At 67.2% G+C, this 23,219-nt stretch carries 15 protein-coding genes; 5 read left to right on the forward strand and 10 right to left on the reverse strand.

Translation table 11 applies throughout. The annotated features are described in order from the left end of the window. Positions 1 to 17: 17 nt before the first annotated feature. Both ACYQ78_RS17920 and ACYQ78_RS17925 read left to right on the forward strand, forming a co-directional pair. The gene (locus ACYQ78_RS17920; RefSeq protein ID WP_459801983.1) at positions 18 to 2,696 is read left to right on the forward strand and encodes a helix-turn-helix transcriptional regulator; all 2,679 of its coding nucleotides are present in this window, start codon (positions 18 to 20) and stop codon (positions 2,694 to 2,696) included. 39 nt (positions 2,697 to 2,735) lie between these two features. After that, a complete protein-coding gene (locus ACYQ78_RS17925; RefSeq protein ID WP_459801984.1) occupies positions 2,736 to 3,413 on the forward strand; it encodes an alpha/beta fold hydrolase in 678 nt (225 codons plus the stop codon). Positions 3,414 to 3,430: 17 nt separating this feature from the next. On the opposite strand, the gene ACYQ78_RS17930 is transcribed toward ACYQ78_RS17925, so the two are convergent. Then, positions 3,431 to 4,111: a CAP domain-containing protein gene (locus ACYQ78_RS17930; protein WP_459801985.1), complete on the reverse strand. Its 681-nt coding sequence runs from the start codon at positions 4,109 to 4,111 to the stop codon at positions 3,431 to 3,433. Between the two features lie 147 nt (positions 4,112 to 4,258). On the opposite strand from ACYQ78_RS17930, the gene ACYQ78_RS17935 reads away from it, so the two are divergent. Then, the gene (locus tag ACYQ78_RS17935) at positions 4,259 to 4,504 is read left to right on the forward strand and encodes a hypothetical protein (RefSeq protein ID WP_459801986.1); all 246 of its coding nucleotides are present in this window, start codon (positions 4,259 to 4,261) and stop codon (positions 4,502 to 4,504) included. Beyond that, positions 4,452 to 5,105 (forward strand): pyridoxine/pyridoxamine 5'-phosphate oxidase, encoded by a 654-nt coding sequence (locus ACYQ78_RS17940; protein WP_459801987.1) that lies wholly within the window; start codon positions 4,452 to 4,454, stop codon positions 5,103 to 5,105. The genes ACYQ78_RS17935 and ACYQ78_RS17940 overlap by 53 nt, the downstream gene beginning before the upstream one ends. 62 nt (positions 5,106 to 5,167) lie before the next feature. Here the strand turns inward: ACYQ78_RS17940 and ACYQ78_RS17945 are convergent, their stop codons facing one another. The 8 genes from ACYQ78_RS17945 to ACYQ78_RS17980 form a co-directional block, all read right to left on the reverse strand. Continuing rightward, positions 5,168 to 6,280: a hypothetical protein gene (locus ACYQ78_RS17945; protein ID WP_459801988.1), complete on the reverse strand. Its 1,113-nt coding sequence runs from the start codon at positions 6,278 to 6,280 to the stop codon at positions 5,168 to 5,170. Next, positions 6,277 to 6,555: a helix-turn-helix domain-containing protein gene (locus ACYQ78_RS17950; protein ID WP_459801989.1), complete on the reverse strand. Its 279-nt coding sequence runs from the start codon at positions 6,553 to 6,555 to the stop codon at positions 6,277 to 6,279. Before ACYQ78_RS17950 ends, ACYQ78_RS17945 begins: the two co-directional genes overlap by 4 nt. Beyond that, the gene (locus ACYQ78_RS17955; RefSeq protein WP_459801990.1) at positions 6,552 to 7,121 is read right to left on the reverse strand and encodes a hypothetical protein; all 570 of its coding nucleotides are present in this window, start codon (positions 7,119 to 7,121) and stop codon (positions 6,552 to 6,554) included. The genes ACYQ78_RS17950 and ACYQ78_RS17955 overlap by 4 nt, the downstream gene beginning before the upstream one ends. Positions 7,122 to 7,249: 128 nt before the next feature. Then, entirely contained in the window at positions 7,250 to 9,124 is a 1,875-nt protein-coding gene (locus ACYQ78_RS17960) for a hypothetical protein (RefSeq protein WP_459801991.1), read from the reverse strand. 218 nt (positions 9,125 to 9,342) lie between these two features. After that, positions 9,343 to 10,131 carry a hypothetical protein gene (locus tag ACYQ78_RS17965; protein WP_459801992.1) on the reverse strand — a complete coding sequence of 263 codons (789 nt, stop codon included), beginning with the start codon at positions 10,129 to 10,131 and terminating at the stop codon, positions 9,343 to 9,345. A 15-nt stretch (positions 10,132 to 10,146) separates the two neighbouring features. Beyond that, on the reverse strand, positions 10,147 to 10,782 hold the full coding sequence (locus ACYQ78_RS17970; protein ID WP_459801993.1) for a Crp/Fnr family transcriptional regulator: 636 nt from the start codon (positions 10,780 to 10,782) through the stop codon (positions 10,147 to 10,149). Between the two features lie 265 nt (positions 10,783 to 11,047). Then, positions 11,048 to 14,299: a SpoIIE family protein phosphatase gene (locus tag ACYQ78_RS17975; RefSeq protein WP_459801994.1), complete on the reverse strand. Its 3,252-nt coding sequence runs from the start codon at positions 14,297 to 14,299 to the stop codon at positions 11,048 to 11,050. A 7-nt stretch (positions 14,300 to 14,306) separates the two neighbouring features. Then, complete coding sequence (locus tag ACYQ78_RS17980; protein WP_459801995.1) at positions 14,307 to 14,834, reverse strand: NUDIX hydrolase; 528 nt, start codon at positions 14,832 to 14,834, stop codon at positions 14,307 to 14,309. A gap of 134 nt (positions 14,835 to 14,968) precedes the next feature. Here ACYQ78_RS17980 and ACYQ78_RS17985 point away from each other — a divergent pair, with 134 nt between their 5' ends. After that, positions 14,969 to 16,765, forward strand: a complete 1,797-nt coding sequence (locus ACYQ78_RS17985) for an adenylyl cyclase (protein ID WP_459801996.1) — start codon at positions 14,969 to 14,971, stop codon at positions 16,763 to 16,765. 360 nt (positions 16,766 to 17,125) lie between these two features. Here ACYQ78_RS17985 and ACYQ78_RS17990 read toward each other — a convergent pair whose 3' ends face one another. Further along, complete coding sequence (locus tag ACYQ78_RS17990; RefSeq protein WP_459801997.1) at positions 17,126 to 23,146, reverse strand: DNRLRE domain-containing protein; 6,021 nt, start codon at positions 23,144 to 23,146, stop codon at positions 17,126 to 17,128. Between the last annotated feature and the right edge of the window lie 73 nt (positions 23,147 to 23,219).

The following is a 23,219-nucleotide window of genomic DNA, read 5'->3' on the forward strand; positions in this document are numbered from 1 at the left end:
GAGTGAAGCAGGCGTTGGTGGGACGAGACGCGGAACTGCGCGCCCTGCTGGAACTGCTGGACGGCGCGGAAGAAGGCGGCGGGGGCGCCCTGGTGCTGAGCGGCGCGCCGGGTGTCGGCAAGTCGGCGCTGCTCGGTGCCGCCGTCGGCGAGGCGGCGGCCAGGGGTGCGCGCGTGCTGACCGTGACCGGCGTGCCCGCCGAGGGCCAGGTCCCCTACGAAGGACTCCGCAGGCTGTTCGCCCAGGCCGGTCTGGATCCGGACGATCTGGACGGCGGGCCGTTGCGCGCCGCCGTGTCCGTGCTGCACCGGCTGTCCGCGCTGGCGGGGGAGACGCCGGTTGTGCTCGCCGTCGAGGACGCCCAGTGGCTGGACGAGCCCAGCTGGGAGGCGCTCGCCTTCGCCGGACGCCGCCTGGGCTCGGACGCCGTCGCCCTGCTGGTGACCCTGCGGGACGACGCCCGAGGGCGGGCCAGACTCGCCGCGTCGGACCTGCCCGTGCTGACCGTGCCGCCGCTGGACGGCCGGGCCGCCGCGGAACTGCTCGCGCGGTTCGCGCCCGAGCTGGGCCTGGCGCTGCGCACCCGCGTGCTGGCCGAAGCGGCGGGCAACCCCCTCGCGTTGAGGGAGTTCGCCGAGATGGCCCTGCGGCAGGACACCGAGATGCTCGCGTCGAGCAGGCTGCCGCTGACGGAACGGCTGGAGCGGGCGTTCGCCCAGTCGCTCACCACGCTGCCCGCCGACACTCGGACCCTGCTGCTGGTCGCCGCCGTCAACGACGACGACGCGATCGAGGCGAACACGCGGGCGGCGGGGGTGCTGGGGAACACGGAGATCCAGGCGTCGGCGACGGTCCCGGCGGTTCAGGCGGGGCTGCTCGTCGGGGGCGCCGCGCGCATCACGTTCCGCCATCCGCTGATCAGGTCGGCGATCCTCCAGGAGGCGGGGGCCGACCTGGTCCGCCGGGCGCACGCCGCACTCGCCGCCATCCTGCCCGATGACGACGACCGGATCTGGCACCTGGCCGCCGCCGCCTCCTCCACCGACGACGACATGGCGGCCGAACTCGCCGCCGCCGCGCTGCGCGCCGAGACCAACGGTGATTCGGGGCGGGCGCTGGAGCTGCAGGAGCGGGCCGCCGTCCTCACCGCCGACCCGGTGCCGCGCGGGGCACGGCTGGTGGACGCGGCCCTCATGGCCTTCGAGCTCGGTGACCGCGCCGTCCTGGAACGTCTCGTCGGCCGCGCCGAGGACACCGCACTCGCGCCGATCGACCGGTCGAGGCTCGCCTACCTGCGCACCCTCTCCCTGCACTACGTGTGGACCGGCGTCGACCGGCTGTCCGGCCTCGGCGACCTCGTCGACGAGATGCGGGTCCGCGACGGTTCGGCGTTCGCGCTGCGCTGGCTGGCCGGGGTCAGCATGCGGTGGTACTTCTCCAACCCCACGCCCGGCAGCCGGGCCCCCGTACTCGCCGCGATCGAACGCCTGGACGTACCGGATGACGACCCGCAACTCGTCGCGGCGCAGGCGTTGATCGCCCCCATCGAGCACGGCCGGCGGTCGCTCCGCCGGCTCGACGCCCTGAGCAGGGCGAGCTGGGTCAGCCCGAACAACCTGACGACGCTGGGCGCGGCGGCGTCCGCGATCGGGGCCTTCCCTCTGAGCGCCCGGCTGTACGCCGAGTCGACCGCCGGGATGCGGGCGCGGGGACCGTTCGGGTCACTCGCGCATTCGCTCGTCGGGCAGGCGAGCACGGCGGCCCGGCTCGCCGACACCCGGTTCGGCGCCGTCGCCGCCGCCGAGGCCCGGCAACTCGCCCAGGAGACCAGGCAGCCGCAGTGGGTGCTCACCGCGGACGCCGCCGCGGCGGAGATCCACGCGCTGCGCGGCGCGACCGATGAGGCCCGCGATCTCGCCGCGACGGTGGAGCAGGGGTTCCTGTCGGCGGGCGCCCACCCGATGCTGTCGCTGGTACGGCTCGCGCGGGGCGCCGCCGAACTGGCCGACGGCGCCTTCGGCACCGCCTGGGACGCGCTGCGCCCGATCCTCGACCCGAGCGAGGCCGGATACCACCAGTACATCCGCCTGTGGGCGCTGCCCCACCTGGCGGAGGCGGCGCTGTTCAGCGGACGTCAGGCGGAACTGCGCGCGGTCGCGGCCGAGCTGGAACCACTCGTCGAACAGAGCGGCTCACCCGTCGGCTACGTGGCGCTCGCCTACATCAGGGCCGTCACCGCGCCCGACGAGAGCGCGGAAGAGCTGTTCGCCCGGGCGCTGCGCGATGATCTGGTCGGCTGGCCGTTCGAACGGGCCCGGCTGCGCCACGCCTGGGGCGTGTGGCTGCGGCGGCAGCGCCGGGCCGCCGAGGCGAGGGCCCCGTTGCGGGCGGCGGCCGAGTCCTTCGACGCCCTCGGCGCGGTGCCCTGGGCGGAGCGGGCGCTGCGCGAACTGCGCGCCAGCGGCGAGCGCATCCGCCGCAGGAACGACGCCCGCGACCGGCTCACCGCCCAGGAACTCCAGATCGCGCAGCTCGTCGCCGACGGTTTCACCAACCGGGACATCGGCCTGCGGCTGTTCGTCTCACCCCGCACGGTCAGCACGCACCTGGCCCGCATCTTCCCCAAACTCGGCATCACCTCGCGCGGCGAGCTGAGCCGCCTCATGAACGCCCGGCCGGGCGAATACACCATTTGACGTACGCGAGCGCGGCCGTCCGATTCCTACCGTGAGGACATGATCAAAAACATCGTGCTCGTCCACGGCGGCTTCGTCGACGGCTCCGGCTGGCAGGCGGTCTACGACCTGCTCGTCGCCGACGGCTACCGTGTGGCGGTCGTCCAGAACCCGACCCTGTCCCTGGCGGGCGACGTCGCAGCCACCCACCAGGTCCTCGACGCCCTCGACGGCCCGGCCGTCCTGGTCGGCCACTCCTACGGCGGCGTCGTCATCAGCGAGGCCGGCACCCACCCCAACGTCGCGGCGCTGGCCTACATCGCGGCGTTCGCCCCGGACAAGGGTGAATCGGTCAACACCCTCATCGCCGACCCGCCCCCTGGCGCGCCGGTGCCGCCGATCCTCCCCCCGGTCAACGGCTTCCTGTTCCTCGACCGGGAGAAGTTCGCCGCGTCGTTCGCCGGGGACCTGCCCGCGCAGGAGGCGGCGTTCATGGCCGACTCGCAGGTCCCGTGGGGTGTGGACGCCCTCGGCGGCACGGTCACCGAACCCGCCTGGCGGGTCAGGCCGTCGTGGTACCTGGTGGCCGCCGACGACCGCATGATCCCGCCGCCCGCCCAGCAGGCCATGGCCCAGCGCGCCGGAGCCACCGTCGCGGAGACGCCCGGCAGCCACTCCGTCTACCTGTCCCAGCCCGCCGCGGTCGCCGACCTCATCCGCCGGGCCGCCCAAGGCTAGAACGGACGGGGTCTCTCCTAGGCGCACCTGCCGAACATCTGCACGTAAGCGACGGCCGGGTCGCCCGAGCTGACGGGGTTCGGGCTTCCGTAGGCGACCTGGGTGTACGACGAGGTGAAGGCGGTGCCCAGGATGTTGGCGCGGTGCCCGTCGCTCTCCATCCACGCGGCGACGGCGGCCCTCGGCGTGACCTCCTCCCGGCCGACGCCCCAGTAGGTGTTCTCGGCGAGGGCCGCGATGGCGGTGCTCTTGCAGTAGCCGACGGCCTGCGCTCTCGCCCGGGGATCGGTCCTGGTCACCGGGTTGACGTGATAGTCGCACTCGGACGGCTTGTCCCTGCGCGGGACACAGTCGCCGACCTCGGCCACGGTTCCCCACCACTTGATCCGGACCGCGTCCGCCGCGTGCCGGGCCGCGGCGACGCGGAGCGGGAGGGGGTTCCCGAGCGCGGTGCCGCCGGTGACGATCCGCAGTCCGCGGGCCGTGCGTTCGGCGTTGACCAGGCACAGGACCGAACGCTCGATGGTGCTCCGCTGCCTCATGAAGTCGGAGCGACCCCGGGGCGTGTCGGGGAAGGCCGACAGGGGCCGGATGACGAAATCGGCGTTGGCGCAGGTGGCGGCCTGTGCGGGCGAGGCGGGAACGGTGACGACGGCGGCCGAGAGGGCGGCCGCCCCGAGCAGGAGCAGGCGTTTCATGCGCTCATCGTGCGGCGGGGCCCCTGCCGGGGGCTTGAGTAGGCCGGTACTCAAGCCTCGCGTTCCAGACCGGACCCCGGCGTGAGGGCGGCCCGAACCGGTGAGTAGTCTCGTCGGGATTCCCCGTCGCTCGGAGGTTGCCCCGGTATGACGAACGCGCCGAACGCCCTCTGCATCGGCGGCCCGCGTCACGGGATGCTCACCCGTGTCGGCCAGGACATCGGCGTCGTGCACGTGCCGACGGGAGAGCCCTACCGGATCACCAAGCGGCGCAGCCACCACCCGTCGAGCGAGATCCCCTTCGTGGTGCTGGAGTGGGCGGGGGAGGAGCCGGAGTGGGATGAGCGAGAACCTGCGCGACCTGCTGCGATCCCTTCCGGTCTTCCAGGCTGACCTTCCCACGCTCGACCTGGCGCCGGACGAGCCTTTCTCCCTGTTCGTACGCTGGCTCCACGACGCCATCGACGCAGGCGCGCCCGGCCCCCACGCCATGACCCTGTCGACGGCGGACGCCGCCGGGCGTCCGTCGGCACGCGTGCTGATCTGCAAGGACGTGACGGCGGACGGCCACTGGTACTTCGCGTCCGGCTCGGCCAGCGTGAAGGGCCGCGACCTGGCCGCCAACCCCAACGCCGCCCTGACCTTCTACTGGCCGCGGCTCGGCAGGCAGATCCGGGTCACCGGCGAGGTGACCCAGGCCGGTCCCGAGGCGAGCGCCGCCGATTTCCTCGCCCGGCCGCCGGCCTCGCGTGCCGAGGCCATGATCGGCCGTCAGTCCCAGCGACTGGACGACCCGGCCGATCTGGACGCCGCCTTCGATCAGGCCCTGGCCCGGGTCACCGCCGATCCCGATCTGGTGGCCCCCGCCTGGACCCTCTACGACCTCACCGCCCACGGTGTGGAGTTCTGGCAGGCGGATCACCAGCGCCGCCACACCCGCCTGCTGTACTCGCGGTCGGGCGACGCGTGGCATCGCACCCGTCTGTGGCCCTGACGCGTTCACGGAGGGTTCTTTCTGCTGGGAGGGCGGGCCGCCGAACCACGTTCGCCGCGGAGTCAGATCAGGTCGCGAGCGGACTCGGCCCAGCAACTGATCCGCTCGCCGACAAAGGACATCTTTTCGACAGCGACGATGATCTTTCTGATGGGCATGCGCAAGTGTTTGCTCATTCTTCGCATCTCTTCGGCGACAGTTCCGAAAGTAGCGAACTGTCCGATGCTTTCTGACGATACCTGATCCAGGTCGATCAGCGTGTGGAGGAAGGAATCGGTCATGTCCGGCCGGTTTTCTCGTGGCCGACCGGCGATGAATGCCAGGATGCCTCGCACGTTCTCGTCGGTTGTCTGCATGCGTTCAGCCAGGCGGATGCTCGCGGCCTCCATTTCTCCCGCTGGGCTGGAGAGCGCTTTCGAGTACCGCACGATCGCGGCCAGGCGAATCGCGTTGGGGGCCTTCTCCTGAGTTAGTCGCTCGAATTCAGATCTGGCGGCGTTGGTTACTTCCATGAAACTGTGGAGCGCGACCGTAATCTCCCCGAGGTCGACGGCCATCGCTTCCATCTCGGTCTCTATTTGGAAGACTCCGTCCAGGAATCCCGGCAATTCTTCTTCTTCGGCGAGCACGAGATCAGTCGGCATCGGCTGGCTGGGTAGTCTCCGGATGATCCGTGCCGGGGTCAGCAGCTCGAAGCCGCTGTCCATGCCTGCCTGAATGGCGCTTTCGAGCGCTCTCCGAGCCTTGATCAGCCCGTTCGGTGAGCGGGTGAACTGGATGGTTCTGATGATCGAGATGTCGAACGGCAGTCTGCCGTGCTCGCCGAGTTGCACGGTGGGCTTGCCGATGGCATGGCGTATGCCCAGCTCGTACATCACATTGGGGTTGCCCCCATCCAGATCGGCGATCACGATGTCGGCATCGACGATCTGGCGGCAGACCTGTTCGTTGATCTCACCCGAGCCGGGGAGTTCGTCCGCTCGTACAGTCACTATCGCGAACCTGCGACAGGCGGCGAGGATGACCTGCTCGTACACCTCGAGTGCACGTTCGTAGATGCCTCGTTCGGGGCTGTCGTCGGGTGCCAGATGATCGCCGATCGGGCCGATGGCGAAGCATGTCCACACCTTCGGTTCCGGCGGTTCCGCGAGGGTTGTGGCTACCAGGATGCTCAAGGAGTTTCCTCCACTTCTCGGGCCGCGTATTCGGCGCCGGTTTTGAGGTCATCGGCATCGACCGGGATCTGGTCGATGCCGAGTGCGGTTATCAGACACGCAGTCGGGACGCGGTAGTGGCGGCCGACCCGGATCACCACGCAGGGGAATGCCCCGGAGTGGATCAACCGGTAGGCAGTGCCACGGCAGATCCCCAGGGCGCGGGCGGCCGTGGGCAGGTCGACCGCCAGCGGTAGGTCGAAGATCTCCGTGAATGTCATCGGGCGCGTGATCACTTGGCGGCTCCTACCTTGCGCAGGAACACGTTCCCGATGGGGTCACCCTCGGTAGGCCGTCGTGCCCGGTAAACGATGTCGGCCAGCCCGAAGTGGTGGGCGAGCATCCCGAGCCGTTCACCCTCTGCTTGTCTGGACGTGCCGGTGAATCGGATCGGGGCGGACAGACCGTCCGTGCGCGGCGGAGGACTGATGCTCAGTTCCCAGGCCGCGTCGAAGTGCACCTGCTCCGGATAGGCCGAGGTGTCGGGAACGGGGATCTCCCGAACACCTGCGCGGGCCGACGCCCAAGCCTTCCGGGCCGTCCATTGGAGGAGCCGATCGCCGGCCCCGGGCAGGTCGGGATTCGTGTTCGGCAGCTCCTCCAGGAGCGCGGTGGTCATCTCGGCTTCCACGTCCTCGGGATCGGCGCGGATTCTGGAGCCGATGAAGGCGACGACCCGGCTGATCCACGGTTGGGCCAGCCAGAGCGCGAACAACAGGGCGAGATCTCCATGCTCTTCCTGCTGGGCCGCGAAGATGGCCTCTCGCCAGACGGCATCGCGCAACTCGATGTTCCGGCGCACAGCCTCTTGGGCCTCCCCAGGCGAGAGATGGATCCGTCCGGCGGCAGAGTGGATCCAGATGCCCGGATGTTCCGCTGAGGCGATGCGCTCATCGAGCGCGAGGGAAAGCGCGCTTCGCGATGGTGATGTCATGAGTCCTCCTCAGGAGTGCGGTTGACCGCGTTCAGGAAACGCCGGACATGGGGATGCGGATCGGTGGAGAGGGCCTGCAAGATTGCATCGACCGTTGAGGCGTGATCTGCGTTCCACGACGCGACGCGTTGCCACGTCAACACCGCGTCGTAGAGAGGACCGGCAGGCCCGCGTGCTCGCAGGGTGCGTTTGAACAGCAGGATGACTAGTCGGAATGTGTCCTCGTCCGAGGTGGTCGTGGCGAACCAGGACAGATCGCACCGGAGAAGTTTCGGAAAGATCCGGGTCGCCCACGCGGCCTCCGCGCCCCCGTACTCGGTCCAATCGAGCAAGGAGTGGAGCAGGACGTGACGATCGCTGTGGAGGAACAGAGCGAGCAGTGCGTGATCAACGGCTCGATCGACGGCGGGGTGCGGCTCGTTTTCCGCGGCTCGCACGAGTCGGCGCAGCATGGGCAACGCCACCCCTGGAGGAGTCGTGTCGGCGTTAAAGCCGGCGGTGATGGCGACGACGCAGCGCAGACGCCAGTCCGGGCTCTGCGCCCAACCACCCAATTGGCCTGCGATTTCCCGCCACGAATGTTCGTCTTTGAGCAGCACGCGTAGGGCGCTCGCGGCCAGCGCACGTTCAGTCACGCCGCCCGACATCGCACAGGCGCGAACACGACTCAACCGTCCGCTGCCACCCTTGCAGGATGCCGATAGTGCCAGCGCCCGCGCCGCTTGCTCGACGAGGTCGTCGTCCACTGTTCCCCGAAGCCATAGGGCCACCGCATCGGCCAGCGGACCACGCCACACATGCCGCAGGATTGCTTCCGGCCATTGAGTACGGGAAAAGAAGACGCGGTACTCGGGCTGCCGACCGGGACGCTGGACCAGATCGGAGCGAATGCCGAGCGGGCGCAGGAGCCGGACAGAGCTTTGTTCATGGCGGGCGAGAGCATCTTCGCCGGCAAAGGAGCCGGCGATCGTCGAAGCCAGCCGATCGGCCTGATCCATGATCGTTCCGAGCCTGGAGCCCTCGAACACCGCGGCCGAGATGAGCAACCCGCAGGTTTTCGGATCACGTAGCCAGCACATGAGTCGCTCGGCGATCTCGCTGTCGGCGACGGCCCATAGCCCGGCCCTGATGTCGGTCGCCGATCCCGCTTTGACCACCGCCTCCACCACGTCCAGCGCGTCCGAAGGGGAGGCGCCGAGCGGCAGGAGGTCTGGCAGCAGGTCTCCGGGAAGCTCAGCGAGGAGCCGCAGCCGTTGCTGCTGATCGGGTACGGCCAGGGCAAGTTTTGCGTGGAAGACTCGTTCGGCGTCGGGTGGAGTACATCGGATCGGTGACAGTCCGGAGAAGGTGTCCAGCCGAGCCGCCATCTCCGGCTCGTCGGGCAGGATGACCACCATCACCGCCCCTGCTTTCAGCAGGCGCGAGCGAAGGGCGGTGAGGGCGGCATGATTTTCGACCAGGCCACCGAGACTGCCCTCGACCACGTATCCATAGGCCTCGCCCTTGGCCGGGCCCCAGGCGCCGAAGTCGAGGTCATCGCGCAGATGGCGAATGACACCTGCTGAGCCGTACAGGCCGGAGAGCAGGTTCAGCGCGGCAGTCCAGCGGCCGGTTCCGGCGCCGCCGGCCAAAAGCACGATGCCATCGCTGCTGCGTTTTCTCGCACGGGTCATCCAACTGGGCGTGATGAAACCTTCCGCCGCCTCGAGGAGAGAGGCGGCGGGCAGTTCGCAGCCGGAACTTCCACCACCAATACGGCCAGACGGGGACCCGAAGACGGTTTGGTCGCCGCCGATCTGGCCGGTGTTCACCTGGTGACCGAAGATGACGGACAGAACGGGCGGCTGGGGCTCGCCTTCAAACATGGTCACCCCCACAGTGGGGGGTGAGCATCAGGGCAACGCGCACCACCTGTTGCGTGAACCTTGAGAACCTGTGCACGACGAACCTCCTCGGCTTCGGGACGAACCAGGGCCGTTTGACGGCCCTGGTCTCTCTGTCGCCTTGAGTGTTCGACGAAGCTGAAAAGCCTTCTGCACTGGCAGTGCACAGCGCCTGTGGTGTGGGTCACATATCGCGGAGAACGCGATCAGGCGTAGTGGCTGCTGGTCTGGTCACCGTGGATGACACCGGTGTTCAGGTTGCCTCCGGAGACCCAATTCGTCGCCGAGCGGGCTTGGGGGTACGGAGGCGTGCGGCCGGGTGACTCGACATCTGGAGTCGGTGATCGGCTCAAGAGGGGGTCGAAGAGACTGCCGGACGGAGTCGGAACGTAGATCCACGCTTGCTGTTTGAACTGCTTGCCCCGAACCGTTGCCGACACTTCGACGAAGTGGTCGGGGTGCAGTGTTCGGCCGCTGAGAACCGCATCCTCATAGCAACGACTGGAGAGGATGGATACCACCCTGGTCACATGCGGGCTCGCCCTATCGAGGACGGCCCTGAGTTGGTCGGCGTTGACTAGGCGGTGGACGTCGTTTCTGGGGGTACCATTTCCGTCGTACGCGAGGCCTTCGACAGGAATCGGGCCGATGTGCAGACTCACCCGAAATCGTATCGGCGCCGGCGGTGTTGCGAGCTCGAAGAGTACGTCTTCGAGCACTCCGAGCCATGGATGAATAACGGATGGCATCTCATCCGGAGCGAATCCGAAAACGTATCCATCCCCTCGCTCGTGGGGAAACTTGCGGCTCTGCCAGACGGCTGAAAGCCCTGCCCTATCGAATGATGATTCGAGGATTTCTGGAATGGCCGCCGAGATGATCTCCTGCTCGGTGGAAGGCCGGTCGGTGTAATTTTCCGCGTCCACAACGACGATGCCTCGATAGCCGGGAATCTGTGCTCTCTTTTGCGGTGAGCTCCCTGATGTTCGGCGCATAACGGCTCCTTTGTGTCAGATTTCCGGCTTTCCGGCTCTCCGGCGAAGTGCTGGAAGGTCGGTGATGATGATCTTTTTTCGGCTTACGACGATGCCATGCTGCTCCAGGGCCCGGAGGGATTCGGACACCGAGTTACGCCCGACTTTGAGATGGTCGGCCAGTTCGGACCGGGTCACGTGCAAGACGACCTGGGTGCTCGACCCAACCCCCTGCGGACTGCATTCGATGTGGTGGGCCAGGATGAACGCGAGCTTCTCTTCGAGCTTTTCGCCCTCTGGCGTGACCGTCGATTCCATGAATCGTTCGTGGGCGTGTTGAGATACCTGTTCTCGGAGGGAGTTGGCGGCGGTCAGCTGCCTATATACGCTCGCTGGGACGAATGCCACCTTGCACGGTTCGAGCGTCACAACGTTGGCGAAACGAGGTCGGCCGTACAGTACGGCGGTCCTTCCCAGGATCTCGCGAGGTCCACGAAACGCCAGGATCTTCCTTTCTCCTTCCCGATATACCTTTACTTGGCCTTCGAGAATCATGACCACGCGGTCGCCGGGCTCATCTTGTTTGAGGAGAAGTGTTCCGGTGGGCAGACTGGCGCGTCGAGAATTTTTCAGCAACTCGTGCCAGATCGTCTGCTCGGGGTGGGATTTCATGGGAGAACAATAGAAGAGATCGAAAACGTCGTGCAGTGAGGATCGGGTTCTCAAAAATATAAACATCTGGGTATGGGGAGTTAGCTGTGCGGCAGATTGCCGTGCTTACCCGAGGTGGCCGTGCCCTAATTGTCGTTAATCAACGACTACGGCAAGGACGATTGCGTGCGGCTCCCAAGGTGAGATCGTCCCCGCGCTTCGGCTACTCGGCTCGCCGCTCATCTCTGCCGAGAGCGTCGGTCCGCGAGGGCTGAGCCGGGTTCGGTCAGGGGATGCGGACCGCGAGCAGGGCGATGTCGTCGGTCGGGTGCGGGCCGGGGATGCGGGTCGCGAGGGTGTGCAGCAACTCGTCCAGAGGGCGATCCTGGTGGTCGGCCAGGAGGCGCATGGCGAGGGCGATGTCGTGGTCCACGTCGCTGCCGGGACGGTCGATGAGGCCGTCGCTGTAGAGCAGCAGCGTCGAGCCCGGTGGCAGGGGGCGCCGGTGGTCGGTGCGGGGGTTCGGGTGGAGTTTGGGGAAGATCAGCAGGCCGTATTCGAGGAGCTGGTCGACCGTGCCGTCCGGGTGGAGCAGCAGGGGGCGGGGGTGGCCGGCGTTCGTCCAGGTGAAGGTCCATGATCCGGACGGGTCGCGGTCGAGCTGGCCCTGGACGAGCGTGCCCGAGGCGGTGATCGGCAGGTTGTCGCAGGCGTATTCGAGCGCGGTCACGGCCGCCGCCGGGCCCTGGCCGGGATGGTCGAGGACGGCCTGGCGGAGCATGTTGCGGAGCTGGCCCATCAGTGCCGCCGCGTGGATGTCGTGGCCGGTGATGTCGCCGATCGTCACCGCCAGCGAAAGGTCGGCCGACGGGATGAGGAAGGCGTCGTACCAGTCGCCTCCGACCAGGTCCTTGGCGGCGGCGGGCTGGTAGAGGGCGGCCATGGTCAGGCCGGGCACGTCGGGGAGGTCGGTCAGCATCGCGGTCTGGAGGTTGAGCGCGGTGTCGTGCTCGTGCTCGAAGCGGGTGGCGTTGCCCAGGGCCGCTGCGGCCCGGTCGACGACCTCGGTGAGGAAGGGGCGTTCCAGCTGCGCGCGGGCGGCGGAGGTCAGGCCGCTCAGCTCCACGGCGCCGATCTGCTCGCCGCCGTGGTTCAGCGGCAGGGTGAGGCGGTCGCCGGGGTGGGTCGCTCCCGTGCGGTGCAGGAAGCGGCGGGTGGAGCCGGGGGTCTTCTCGTGCAGCCAGACGCTGATCGCCTCGCCGTAGGCGGGGGTCAGGTGGCGGGCCAGGGTGGCGGCGATGGCGACCGGTTCGAGGCCGGTGTTGAGCTGGTGGGTGATGTCGCCGAGCAGCCTGATGCGGGTGGCGGCGGCGCGGCGCTGGCGGGCGGTGGTCAGCTGCGTCCGTACGCGGGCCAGGAGCTCGGCCGTGGTGAAGGGTTTGACGAGGTAGTCGTCGGCGCCTTCGTCCAGCCCCTCGATGATGGCTTCGGTGCCGGCGCGGGCCGACACCATGACCACGGGGACGTCACTGGTGGCCGGGTGTTGTCTGAGGGCTTTGAGCAGGCCGAAGCCGTCGAGCCTCGGCATCATCACGTCGGTCAGGATCAGCTCGGGCGGGCGGCGCAGCGCGGTCTCCAAAGCCGCCTGGCCGTCGCCGACGGCGCGGACCCGCCAGTGCGGGGACAGGGCCCTGACCAGGAGTGCGCGCATGTCGGCGTTGTCGTCGACGACCAGCACCTCGATCGGGTCGGCTGAGTCGTCGGGCGGAACGGCGCCGTCGACCCAGCCGAAGGCCTCGGTGACGTAGGCGGCGGCCCCGGGTTCGTCGTGGGCGGGGGCGATCGGCGCGGGCGACGACGCGGGGGTGCGGAAGGGGAGCAGGGCGGTGAAGGTGCTGCCCAGGCCCGGCTCGCTGGTCACCTCGATGGTGCCCTCGTGGCGGTGGAGCAGGTCTCTGACCAGGGAGAGGCCGATGCCGCTGCCTTCGACACTGCGGGAGGCGCCGTCCTCCACGCGGTGGAAGCGGTCGAAGATGAGGGGGAGCTCCTCGGCGGGGATGCCCACGCCGGTGTCGGTGACGCGCAGGCGGGCGTGGCCGTCGTGGACGTCCACGGTGAGGGTGATCCGGCCGCTGAGCGTGAACTTGAAGGCGTTCGACAGCAGATTGAGGACGATCTTGTCCCAGGCCTGCCGGTCGACCCAGACCGGTTCGGGCAGTGGACGGCAGTCGAGCACCAGCGCCACCCCGCCGTGCTCCAGGGCGGGGCCGAACAGCGCGCCCAGTTCGGCGGTGTAGGCGGCCAGGTCGACGGGCTCGAACCTGAGCTGGTCGGCGTGGTCGCCGCTGGTGACGTCGAGCAGGGTGTTGACGTGGCGGAGCAGCCGCAGCGCGTTGCGGTGGATCATCTCGACCTGCTCGCGCTCCGGCGTGTCCGGGTCGGCCAGCAGGCCCTCCAGCGGGCCGAGCATCAGGGTCAGCGGGGTGCGCAGTTCGTGGCTGACGTTGGCGAAGAAGGTGGTCTTGGCGCGGTCGAGCGCGGCCAGGCGCTCGGCCCGGTGGCGGGCGGCGTCCAGGGCCGAGGCGTCGGTGATGGCGGCCGCGATCTGGCCGGTCAGCAGCTGGAGGAAGGTGCGGTAGTCGGCGTCGAGCGGGCGCCCCGGGTCGATCCCGGCGACCAGGAAACCCGCGGGCCGCTCGGCCGCCGTGATCGGCAGGATCACCGCCTGGGACGGCGGCGGGAACTGATCGCGGGCCATCCGGCCGAGCCTCGGGTCGGGCGGGCAGTCGACCTCGACCGGGCCGTCGCGGGCTTCGTCCAGGGGCCAGGAGAAGCCGTCGTCCGAGGTCAGACCTGCCGCCGCGGCCAAGACCGCCTGGTCGCCGTCGAGGAGGTAGAGCAGCGCGAACGGGACGTCGACCGGATGGCGGGCGAACACCTGAGCGGCCCGCTCGCACGCCTCGGCCGCCGATCCGGCGGTGCGGGTGCGCTCGCTCAGCTCGGCCTGGACGGCGGTCCGGCGCGCGCCCACCACCTCGCCCGTGGTCTCGGTGACGGTCGCGAACACGCCGCCGACCTCGCCCGTCTCGGTGATGATCGGGCTGTAGCAGAAGGTGAAGTAGCACTCCTCGGCGAACCTGCCCCGCTCCAGCAGGACCGGCAGGTCTTCGAAGAACGCCGACTCGCGGTCGGCCACGACGCCCGCGAGCATCGGGCCGACCAGGTCCCACGTCTCCGACCAGACCTCACGCGCGGGCCGCCCCAGAGCGGCCGGGTGCTTGGAGCCCAGGACGGGGATGAAGGCGTCGTTGGTGAGCTGGATCAGCTCAGGCCCCCAGAAGACGAAGCACGGGAACCGCGACACCAGGCAGAGGCCCACCGCGCTGCGCAGCGACTGCGGCCACTCCGCCATCGGGCCGATCGGCGAGCCCGCCCAGTCGTGGGCGGCGATCATCCCGCCCATGGCGCCGCCCGCCGCCAGCACGGCTCTCATCGCCGCGGGCGGTTCCTCGAAGCGTTCCGCCGAAGGCCCGGTCACCCCGCCATCATCCCAGGATCATGTCCCCATTTGTCGGTCGGCCGAGGCGCCGGGCGTACGCGCGGATCCGCTCGCGGTCCTCGGGGAAGACGCTCTTCCACGTGGATTCCAGGCTGAACCACGCCACGGGCTGGCCCGGTTCTCCGGCGAGCACCGCGTCCAGGCCGACGACGGCGACATAGGTCAGGCCCAGGGACGGTTCCCAGTCGGACCGGTAGGAGCGGACCGTCACGGCGGCCGGTTCCGGCAGTACGTCGAGCCGCAGCCCGGTCTCCTCCGCGCACTCGCGGACCGCAGCCGCGCGGGGCGCCTCGCCCGGCTCGACCCTGCCCCCGGGCGGCACCCAGCCACGCCAGGGGTGGTCGACCAGCAGGACGTGCCCGAAGGCGGGGTCGAAGACCCACACCTCGGCGGCCAGCGGATCCATCGGATGGTGGCGGGCCTCGTCGAACCAGGATCGGGCGTCGTCGAACTCCAGAATCGCGCGGTGGGCGTCGGCCGCGACCTCGTCCAGGATCTCCCGGCTGATGTTCATCGGCCCACGCTAGGCGATCAGGTCAAGGCGCCCAATTCGTGATCAAGATGGGCATCGCGGGCGGGTGCTCCTGTATTACGCTGCCCGAGCCCGGAACGACAGTGATCACTTACCTGTGTTGGAAGGACCACCCCATGGCGGCCCACCTCGGTCGTGCGTTCACATTAGGCCTGGTCATGGCCACCGCGGTCATGACGACCGGGGCGCCCGCCCTCGCGGCGCCGCCCACCGCCGGTGCCGCCGGCTTCGGCCCGAACGTCACCGTCTTCGACCCGGGTACGCCGGTCGCCACCATCCAGTCCGCCCTCGACACGGCGTTCACCGCCCAGGACACGGGCGAGGGGGTCACCGGACGGCGCGCGTTCCTCTTCAAGCCGGGCACGTACGGCACCGCCGAGCAGCCGCTCCAGTTCAAGCTCGGCTACTACACCGAGGTCGCCGGGCTCGGCGCCTCCCCGGGCGACGTCGTCATCAACGGCAAGGTCGAGGTGCTCAACCGCTGCACGGCCTACGGATGCGTCGCCACCTCCAACCACTGGCGCACCCTGTCGAACCTGTCGATCAAGGTGACCGGCGGGCCGGACGAGGGCTGCCGGGCGAACACGAACTTCTGGGCCGTCGCCCAGGCGGCGTCCCTGCGCCGCGTCAACGTCGACGGCGGGTTCTCGCTCATGGACTACTGCTCCGCCGGGCCGCAGTACGCCGGTGGCGGCTTCATCGCCGACTCCAAGCTGCCGAACGTCGTCAACGGGTCGCAGCAGCAGTGGTTCACCCGCGACAGCGAGATCGCCGGATGGTCGAACGGCGTGTGGAACCAGGTGTTCTCGGGCGTCGTGGGCGCTCCCGCCGAGTCGGCGTTCCCGAACCCGCCGTACACCACTCTGGAGAAGACCCCGGCCAGCCGGGAGAAGCCCTATCTGTTCGTGGACGCCAAGGGCGCCTACAACGTCCGGGTGCCGTCCGCGCGGCGGGGTTCCCGGGGCGTCACCTGGGCCACCGGCCAGGCGCCCGGCCGCACGATCCCGATCCGCGACTTCTACGTCGCCAAGCCGTCCGATTCGGTGCAGGTCATCAACTTCCAGCTGGCCCGGGGCAAGCACCTGCTGCTCACCCCCGGTGTGTACGACGTCGCGCGGACCATCGCGGTCCGGCGGCCGAACACGGTGGTCCTCGGCCTCGGGCACGCCACGCTCACCGCCGTCAACGGCTCGACCCCGCTGGCCGTCGACGACGTGCCCGGTGTCGTCGTGGCCGGGGTGACCGTCGACGCGGGGCCGCGGCGCTCCGGCGTCCTGCTCCAGGTGGGCGGCGGCTTCTCCCGCGGCTCGGCGGCCAACCCGACGACCCTGTCCGACGTGTACCTCCGCGTCGGCGGCCCGCACCCCGGCAAGGTCGACACCGCCCTGCGGATCGACAGCGACCACGTGATCCTCGACAACACCCGCGTGTGGCGCGCCGACGACCAGGGCTGGACGACCACCGTCGGCCGCTACGGCGTCGTCGTCAACGGCGACGACGTCACCGCGACCGGCCTGTCCGTCGAGCACTTCCAGCGGCACAACACGCTGTGGAACGGCCAGGGCGGCACCACGGTCATGTACCAGAGCGAACTGCCCGGCGACGTGCCGTCCCAGGCCGACTGGATGAGCGGCCGGACCAAGGGCTGGGCCGGCTACAAGGTCGGCGACCGCGTCAGAACCCACAGGCTCTTCGGAGCGGGGGTGTACGTCGGCAGCCGGGTGAACGCCGCCGTCCACACCGCGAACGGCTTCGAGGTGCCGAAGACGCGCGGCGTCAGGCTGCACCACGTCCTGACCGTCAGCCTCCGGGGCATCGGCGCGATCGACCACGTCGTCAACGGCGTGGGCGGCCCGGTCGGCGAGACCAATGTCGACCGGCCCGTGTTCGTCAGCGACTACCCGGCTATGTAGCCATCCCGAGGACATCCATGCGGCGACGTCGGCGGTCTCCTGCCACGGCGCACAGAATCTCGAAGCGTTCCCAGTCCACTATACGAGTGGGCTTGCTTGCCCTATGGAAAATAGCTTTAAACAGTATGTTGTTTAGTGTTGCGTATATCATTTGTTTCCGAGTGGATCGGTCTCTCGTTCCATTTGAATGGGTTCGGTCGCCGGCTTCAGTAAGGTGCTAGCTGTGTAAGTGGCCATTTATCGAGCTGGAACCGGCCTTGATTGTCAACGGTCTTCGGTGGTTGGAAATTGATGAGATTGAGTTGACGCTCTGCCCGGGCGGCTCGGGCAGAGCGTCAGATTACATCAACTAATCCGTGTTCAGTAGTCTGCGATGGTCCATGTGTAACTCCCATCGCCATGCGCGTAGAAGCGGATCTCGAATGTGTCGTATAGCTCTCCGCCCGGCATGCTGCCGCCGCCAACGTTGCCGGGGCCGGTAATTCCGCCGCCAGGCTGCTTCAGGCCGACGTGCACCAATCTCTTGGAGAGGTATCCGCTCTTTGTGCCCCACGAGCTGAAGTTGTAATAGCCTTCCTGGCGGATGGGAGAGGACGCGACTAGACCGTTACGTAAACCCTTGACGTAGGGGGTGAACTTCTTCCACCCGGTGACCTTTTTGGTCTTCTTGTTGAAGGTAAAGCTAAAGGACTGGCCCACCGTGTAGGCGGGCCATACGCCTACTTTCATGTTAACATCTGCGTAACAAGGGCTGCTGGGGCACTTGCCGCTGCCTGACAACCCGCGGCCGCTGATGTCATGGCGATTTACCGGGTTTCCGATTCCGTATTCGTAAGGGTTGGCGTTTCCGCCAACAATCGAATCGACGGAGAGAAATCGGCCGGTGGCCGGGTTGTACAACCTCGCACCCATAAGGAGGATGCCGCCCATGGCTTCTCCGGATCGCTGGGAGCCGCCCAGCCAGCCGTACCGAGCGGGATCAGTGAGATTATCGCTTCGAGGTGCACCGTATTCGGTCTGCTCAAAGTAGTTGTTGATGCTGGAACTCAGCCGGTCGGCAGTGGCAACAACATCCCCGTGCGGGTTTGTCAGCTGCAGGAGGAGAGTTCCACTGCTGCTCAGCGTTGCGCTCAGGCCGCCGAAGGAGGGGATGTTCCGGGTCCAGGTCCCGTCGGCCTCGTCGATCCAGGCAGGGCTGTCCCCGCTGTCGGCATAGTGATTAGTAGTGCTGCCGGAAGCGAACTGACCGCTCGTGGTGGTGGACATGATGCGACCGAGCGGGTCGATCGTGAAACTCTTGGTGGTGAACTCCTGGGCTAACTCTGCCACCATGTCATTGGCGTAGTAGTTGACGGACAAGTCGGCGCCGGTCGTGTGCGAACCGGGTACCGAAGTGCTACGGCCGAAGTCGTCGTAAACGTATCCCGCGTTGGTGAGCCGGTCGGCGGCGTCGTAGGTATACGACTTCACTGCCGGGGTGGTCGTGGTTGAGCAGCTCTTGTCCGCTGCAGCGGGGTAGGTGGTGAGGCTCGTCCGGTCGGTATTGGCGTTGAAGCTGTAGGTCCGGGTGGTACAGGACCCCGCATACGTGTCGGAGACCTTGGTAATTCGGTCGGCGCCGTCATACCCGAATATCTGGTCACCTGCCGGGCCTGCCTGCCTTGCGATCTGCCCAGTGACGCCATAACCAATCGTGTAGTCGAGCCACGTGGAGGTGTTCCGGGTGTAGGTCAGCTTGGTCTGCTGGCTAGCTGTGTTGTACCGGCTCGAAGCGGTGAGTCCGCCCGGATAGACCTGCTTGATCAACTGCCCGTCAGCGTCGTAGGCCGCGAAGTACACGTGTGTGCTGGCGGTGAGACTCGTCGGCAGGCCACGCCGCTCTGCCCGTCCTTCGGCGTCGTTGCCGTCATACCCGTAGGTTGTCGTACCCTTGCCATCCGTGGTCGAAGAGACCCGGCTGGCGGCGTCATACGTGGTTGTGGCGATGTTTCCGGTCGCGTCGGTCTGAGACGTGATTCGGCCGAGGGAGTCGTAGGCTGTGGTGGTCGATTGTGCGCCGGCGGTAACTGCCGTCAGTAGACCATTGGTAGTGCTGTAGGTGTAGCTGGTATTCGGAATCGCAACCCCGCCCGCAGCCGCCGGAGAGACCGATATAGCGCTGATGACCGGACGTCCGGCGGCGTCGTGAGTCGTCGTTCTGGTGCGGGCGGCGGTGCCGTTGTCCTCGACAGTCTGCTTCAACTGGCCGTAGTGGTCGTATGCATAGGTTGTGATCGGCAGTGCCTTGCCAGCTGGCTGGCCCGCCGGTGCCGTTCGGCATAGGAGCCCGGCCCACTGAGGCTTGCTCCCGCACACCGCGACGCTATTGGTGCCCGCAGTGTAGTAAGACGACACCGTGGTACCGCCGTCGGTACCGTTGGACATCGGCATACGCTGCTCGAACTGTCGGCCTGCGCTGTCATAGCGCGTCTTACGAACGATGTTGGTGCCGCCCGGTACAACCTTGGTTTGACTGGTCGGAAGATACAACTGCCAGCCAGTCGTGTCTCCGGCGACGATCGCGTCGTAGCCGGCCTTGGTGACCTGGGTGTCCGCGCTGCCGGGAGTGGTCGAACCGTCCAAAACGATCGGCTTGGTCGTAGTTGTGGTCGCAAGACCCGCGCCGACGCGATCAGCGGGCGCGCCCTCGTCGTAGGTGTGCTCCGACCGCAACCGCGCGGAGTACACCACCTGGCCGGAGGCGAGGGTGAGCTGGTGTGCCGGTCCGGTTGAGGTCAGGATGTTGCCCGTATCGTCGTACGTGATCGAGGTGGCCAAGGCGTCAGCCCGGTCCGCCGAGTTGGACATTCCAGAGACCACGGCGTCGGTATCGATGGTGGGCACCAACGCTTGCGCACGGTTACCCGGCGACAGTTGCCACACATTGTTGCCGTCGTCGTCGTAGCGGGTAGCCGAGATCTGCCATGCTCCCGCCCCGTAGCTGGCGGTGTTCACCGCCCTGCCGTTGACGTCGAGATATGCCAGCGTTGCATAGGGGTAGTCGGTGGCACTTGGAATGTAGGCGCCCGATCCGTTCCTCGACGGAACCCGTGACGGCGGGAAGAGCGCGGTGCCGATGCGAGGCAGATCATCGGTTTGAGCCCAGGTCGCAGTCGTGGCGTTGGTCAGGTCGATGGGTGCGCCGCTGCCTCCAATGGGCACATCGTAGGCGACAGACTGGGTGAGCTCGCCTTGAGGGCTTGTCCTGCTTACGTGCGCGAGCCTGCCGGTGGTGTCGTACGCGATGGTCCAAGGCGTTAACCCCGGAGGGGTTATCTGGGAGATACGGCCCTGGGCTGTGTAGTAATAGGTCGTGACCAGATTCGTTCGCGGGTCGGTGGCTGTACGCAAATGGCCTGTCGAGTCATAGGAGTACGAAGCCTGGACCGAGGTTTTCATTGCGAACGTGGCAGGGTCGTAGGCGGTGAACGAAATCGAAGAAATCTGGCCCGCGAAGTCGCCCCAGCCGGAACCCACACCCGTGGCGGTCGTGGTGGAAGCGTAGGCGATGTTGAGAGCTTTGCAGCCGGCGAGCAGAGTGGGGGAGCAGCTAACTCCCGCAGGGACGGGGGCAAGCATCCGGACGACCCGGCCCTGTCCGTCAAAGGTGTAACTAGTGGTGTTGTCGGTGCCTGGCTCGTCGATCGAACTGACATTCCAGATGCCGTTAGCCAAGGTGAAGACCGTCTTCACACCCAAGCTGTTGACGTGGGTGAACTGGGTAGCGGAATCCTTGATGACAGCCGACCCGTTGGCTGCGTCGCCGGTTCCTACGTAGCTGCCGTCGCCCCTGATCGTGTAAGTCAGCTGAGTACCGTCAGCGCCCATGAACAAGACGTATCCGTCTGCTGAGTGTTCGGCGAACCGCATCGCGGAGACCTCCGACGAGGCGACCGGAAGAGCCGCCGACCAGCCGGGGCCGAACACTCCAGATGCCGCGGGTGCCAGTGTCGTGTGGCCACGGCCGACGGACAGCGCGAATGCCGACACATCAGTGGCAGACAGTGAGTAGTCTCCGGTCAACAGCGACACCTCGCCGGGACCGACCTGCTCACTTGCGTAGGAGGAGCCGAAGGCCGCTCGCTCAAGTACGAGCTGGACCTCCTCGGAGCATTGCGTGTTTGCGCCCACGAAGCACGCGCGCACTTGGACGGGCCCGTCTCCGCGGAGAGCCAGCGTCTGAGCCGCGTTCCAGATGAGATCTGGGAAGTGCTGATTGGTGTCGGCACGGGTTTGCGGCCAACTGGAAATCGGACTTGGCGAGCCCGGTACGTTCACATGGGCAACAGGAATGTCTGTCCAAGCGCCATCACCACTGAGATCAGCCAAGTACTGGTAGCGCACGGACGTGAACTCGGGCTTCGCCTGCGATGCCAGGGTAACCGCAGCCTGTGTGCGGTCCGAGTCGGCAGGTTTGGTCACCTGCCCGACACCAACACCGAAGGCGTAGATGGAGTCTGCGGAGGATGTGCCAGAGGAACCGTTGGCGTGGGCTTTCAGCATGTGCCAGCCCTCCGCTGGGTCGATGCTGATCGTTGCCGGATCACCGGTGGCGGCGGTGGGTCCGTCCCCGAGTTGCCACGTATACCCGGTTACGTTCGCTGACGGGGAGTCCAGCGTGCAGGTGGTCGGTGCGGTCTGTTTGGCCGTCCACGCTCCTGCCGGATATCCGACACAGGAGATGGTGGGAGGTTGCGGGACGCTGGTATCGACAGTCAGGGCCTGCCAGGCCGAGTATGCCGAGTAGGTCGTGCCATCGAAGGTACGAACTCGCCAGTTGATTTGCTGGCCGTTAGCCAGCGTGCCCGCCGGGATGACCGCAGCAGCCTCGCTACCCGCGGTGACGTTGGTCGCTGAGCCAGTCCAGATCGTGCTGCCGTTCCGCTGCACCTCGAATTCGGCAGTAAGGACGCCGCCGTCGGCGTCCTTCACCTGAGCGCGCAAGCTTGGGCTGAGTGAATTGGTGCGGCCCGAGACAGATGGGACGACGGACAGAGTCCCGACCGTTGGCGGAACGGTGTAGGTCACTGACAGTTTGGGAGGGAAGTTGAACTCCACCGTCTCCTCTGAGGTGGAGTAGACCCAATAGCTGGAGGTCGAACCTTCGGTCGGAGCCCGGAGCACCAAGCCATGATTGGCGGTGCCAGTAGCCCATTTCTTGACGATGTTGGTGACGTCCCAGTTCATGAACCCCGAGCCGCATGCTCCGGCGAAGTAACCTTGCGAGCCTTCCTTGGACAACACGGCATCGGTTGTGGTGTTGGTCGGCTGCGCCGCCCAGGTGATCGTATTCGGATCCCACGCGCTGGTGATCATCCGGGCCTGAATGCCGCCGCCCACATTGGTTCCGCAGGAGGGCGCATCCATGTTTCGCATGGTGAGCTTGGCCGCAGTAACCGTGGACGGTAGGCCGCTGGCGTTGAACTTCAGGTAGCCGCGGGCCTTTTCGCTGCCGATATCGGTGCCGACCTTCATGAACGGACCGGTCGCGTTGCCCCCGAAGACGCTGTTGACGTCGGCGTCGGTATTAATCGGCAGTACGACCGTAGGGTCCACTGTGACGGGGTATACCGTCGCGGGATCGGCCAGGAACGCGGCGTCTGGGCTGAGCACCAGAGCCTGGTTGCCATCCTTGGTCACGATCTCGTGCTTGATCGTACCGAGTTTGCCGCGCTCTCCCCGTCGGCTGTGGAAGCCAGCCTTTCCGGGGGTGCCGGCGCTCCACATGACCGGACGGCTTGCCTGAGCACGGACCTTGCCTGACTCGCCGGACATTTCCAGACGGCCGTCGGCCGTTTTGCCCAGCGCCAGCCCTTCGGTCGTAATCGGGATTGTGAAGGAGACTGGACCAGTGGGTCGGCTTCTCAGCACAATGTCGTGACGGACACTGGTCGGGGACGCTGTCACGACAAGATCGATACCGGGACCACCAGCGTCGACGTAGGTGGCAGTGTTGTCCTTGACGGTTGGTTTCGGGAGCGTGGAGCTCCAGGAGAAGGCTACCGATTCACCTTCGCTGCGGGAGAGTTTCGCGAAGGGACGGTTACCTCCCCCTGACACCTCGATGTCGGCCTTAGCCACGTGGGGCTTGAACACACCGTTGACTTCCCTCAGGCGGGAATCGACTGCAAGCCATTTTCCATCCCGCATGATGCGGGCGACGCCGCTGGTTGACTCGGTGGTGTACGTGCCATCGGCGTTGGCGTAGGTGACGCTTGACTCAGTCGTCTCCTCACTGATCAGTACAGGACTCTTCTGCAAGCGCGCTGCCAAAGCTGCCGACACCCGATCTGGGCGCTCGACAACCTTCTCCTCCATCGAGGTGGCGCTCGGGGCTGTCATCGCCGTGGCTGCTGAAGGGATCACTGAGACCGTTGACAGAGCTGTGACAAATGCCACAGCTACTGCCCCTGAC

It is taken from the genome of Herbidospora sp. RD11066 (assembly GCF_054661255.1).

Bases quoted from the DNA above. Each gene is read 5' to 3' on its own strand.
- ACYQ78_RS17935 (WP_459801986.1), top strand. From the start codon at position 4,259: ATGACGAACGCGCCGAACGCCCTCTGCATCGGCGGCCCGCGTCACGGG.
- ACYQ78_RS17930 (WP_459801985.1), bottom strand. From the start codon at position 4,111: ATGAAACGCCTGCTCCTGCTCGGGGCGGCCGCCCTCTCGGCCGCCGTC.
- ACYQ78_RS17940 (WP_459801987.1), top strand. From the start codon at position 4,452: ATGAGCGAGAACCTGCGCGACCTGCTGCGATCCCTTCCGGTCTTCCAG.
- ACYQ78_RS17970 (WP_459801993.1), bottom strand. From the start codon at position 10,782: ATGAAATCCCACCCCGAGCAGACGATCTGGCACGAGTTGCTGAAAAAT.
- ACYQ78_RS17990 (WP_459801997.1), bottom strand. From the start codon at position 23,146: ATGACAGCCCCGAGCGCCACCTCGATGGAGGAGAAGGTTGTCGAGCGC.
- ACYQ78_RS17980 (WP_459801995.1), bottom strand. From the start codon at position 14,834: ATGAACATCAGCCGGGAGATCCTGGACGAGGTCGCGGCCGACGCCCAC.
- ACYQ78_RS17965 (WP_459801992.1), bottom strand. From the start codon at position 10,131: ATGCGCCGAACATCAGGGAGCTCACCGCAAAAGAGAGCACAGATTCCC.
- ACYQ78_RS17985 (WP_459801996.1), top strand. From the start codon at position 14,969: ATGGCGGCCCACCTCGGTCGTGCGTTCACATTAGGCCTGGTCATGGCC.
- ACYQ78_RS17925 (WP_459801984.1), top strand. From the start codon at position 2,736: ATGATCAAAAACATCGTGCTCGTCCACGGCGGCTTCGTCGACGGCTCC.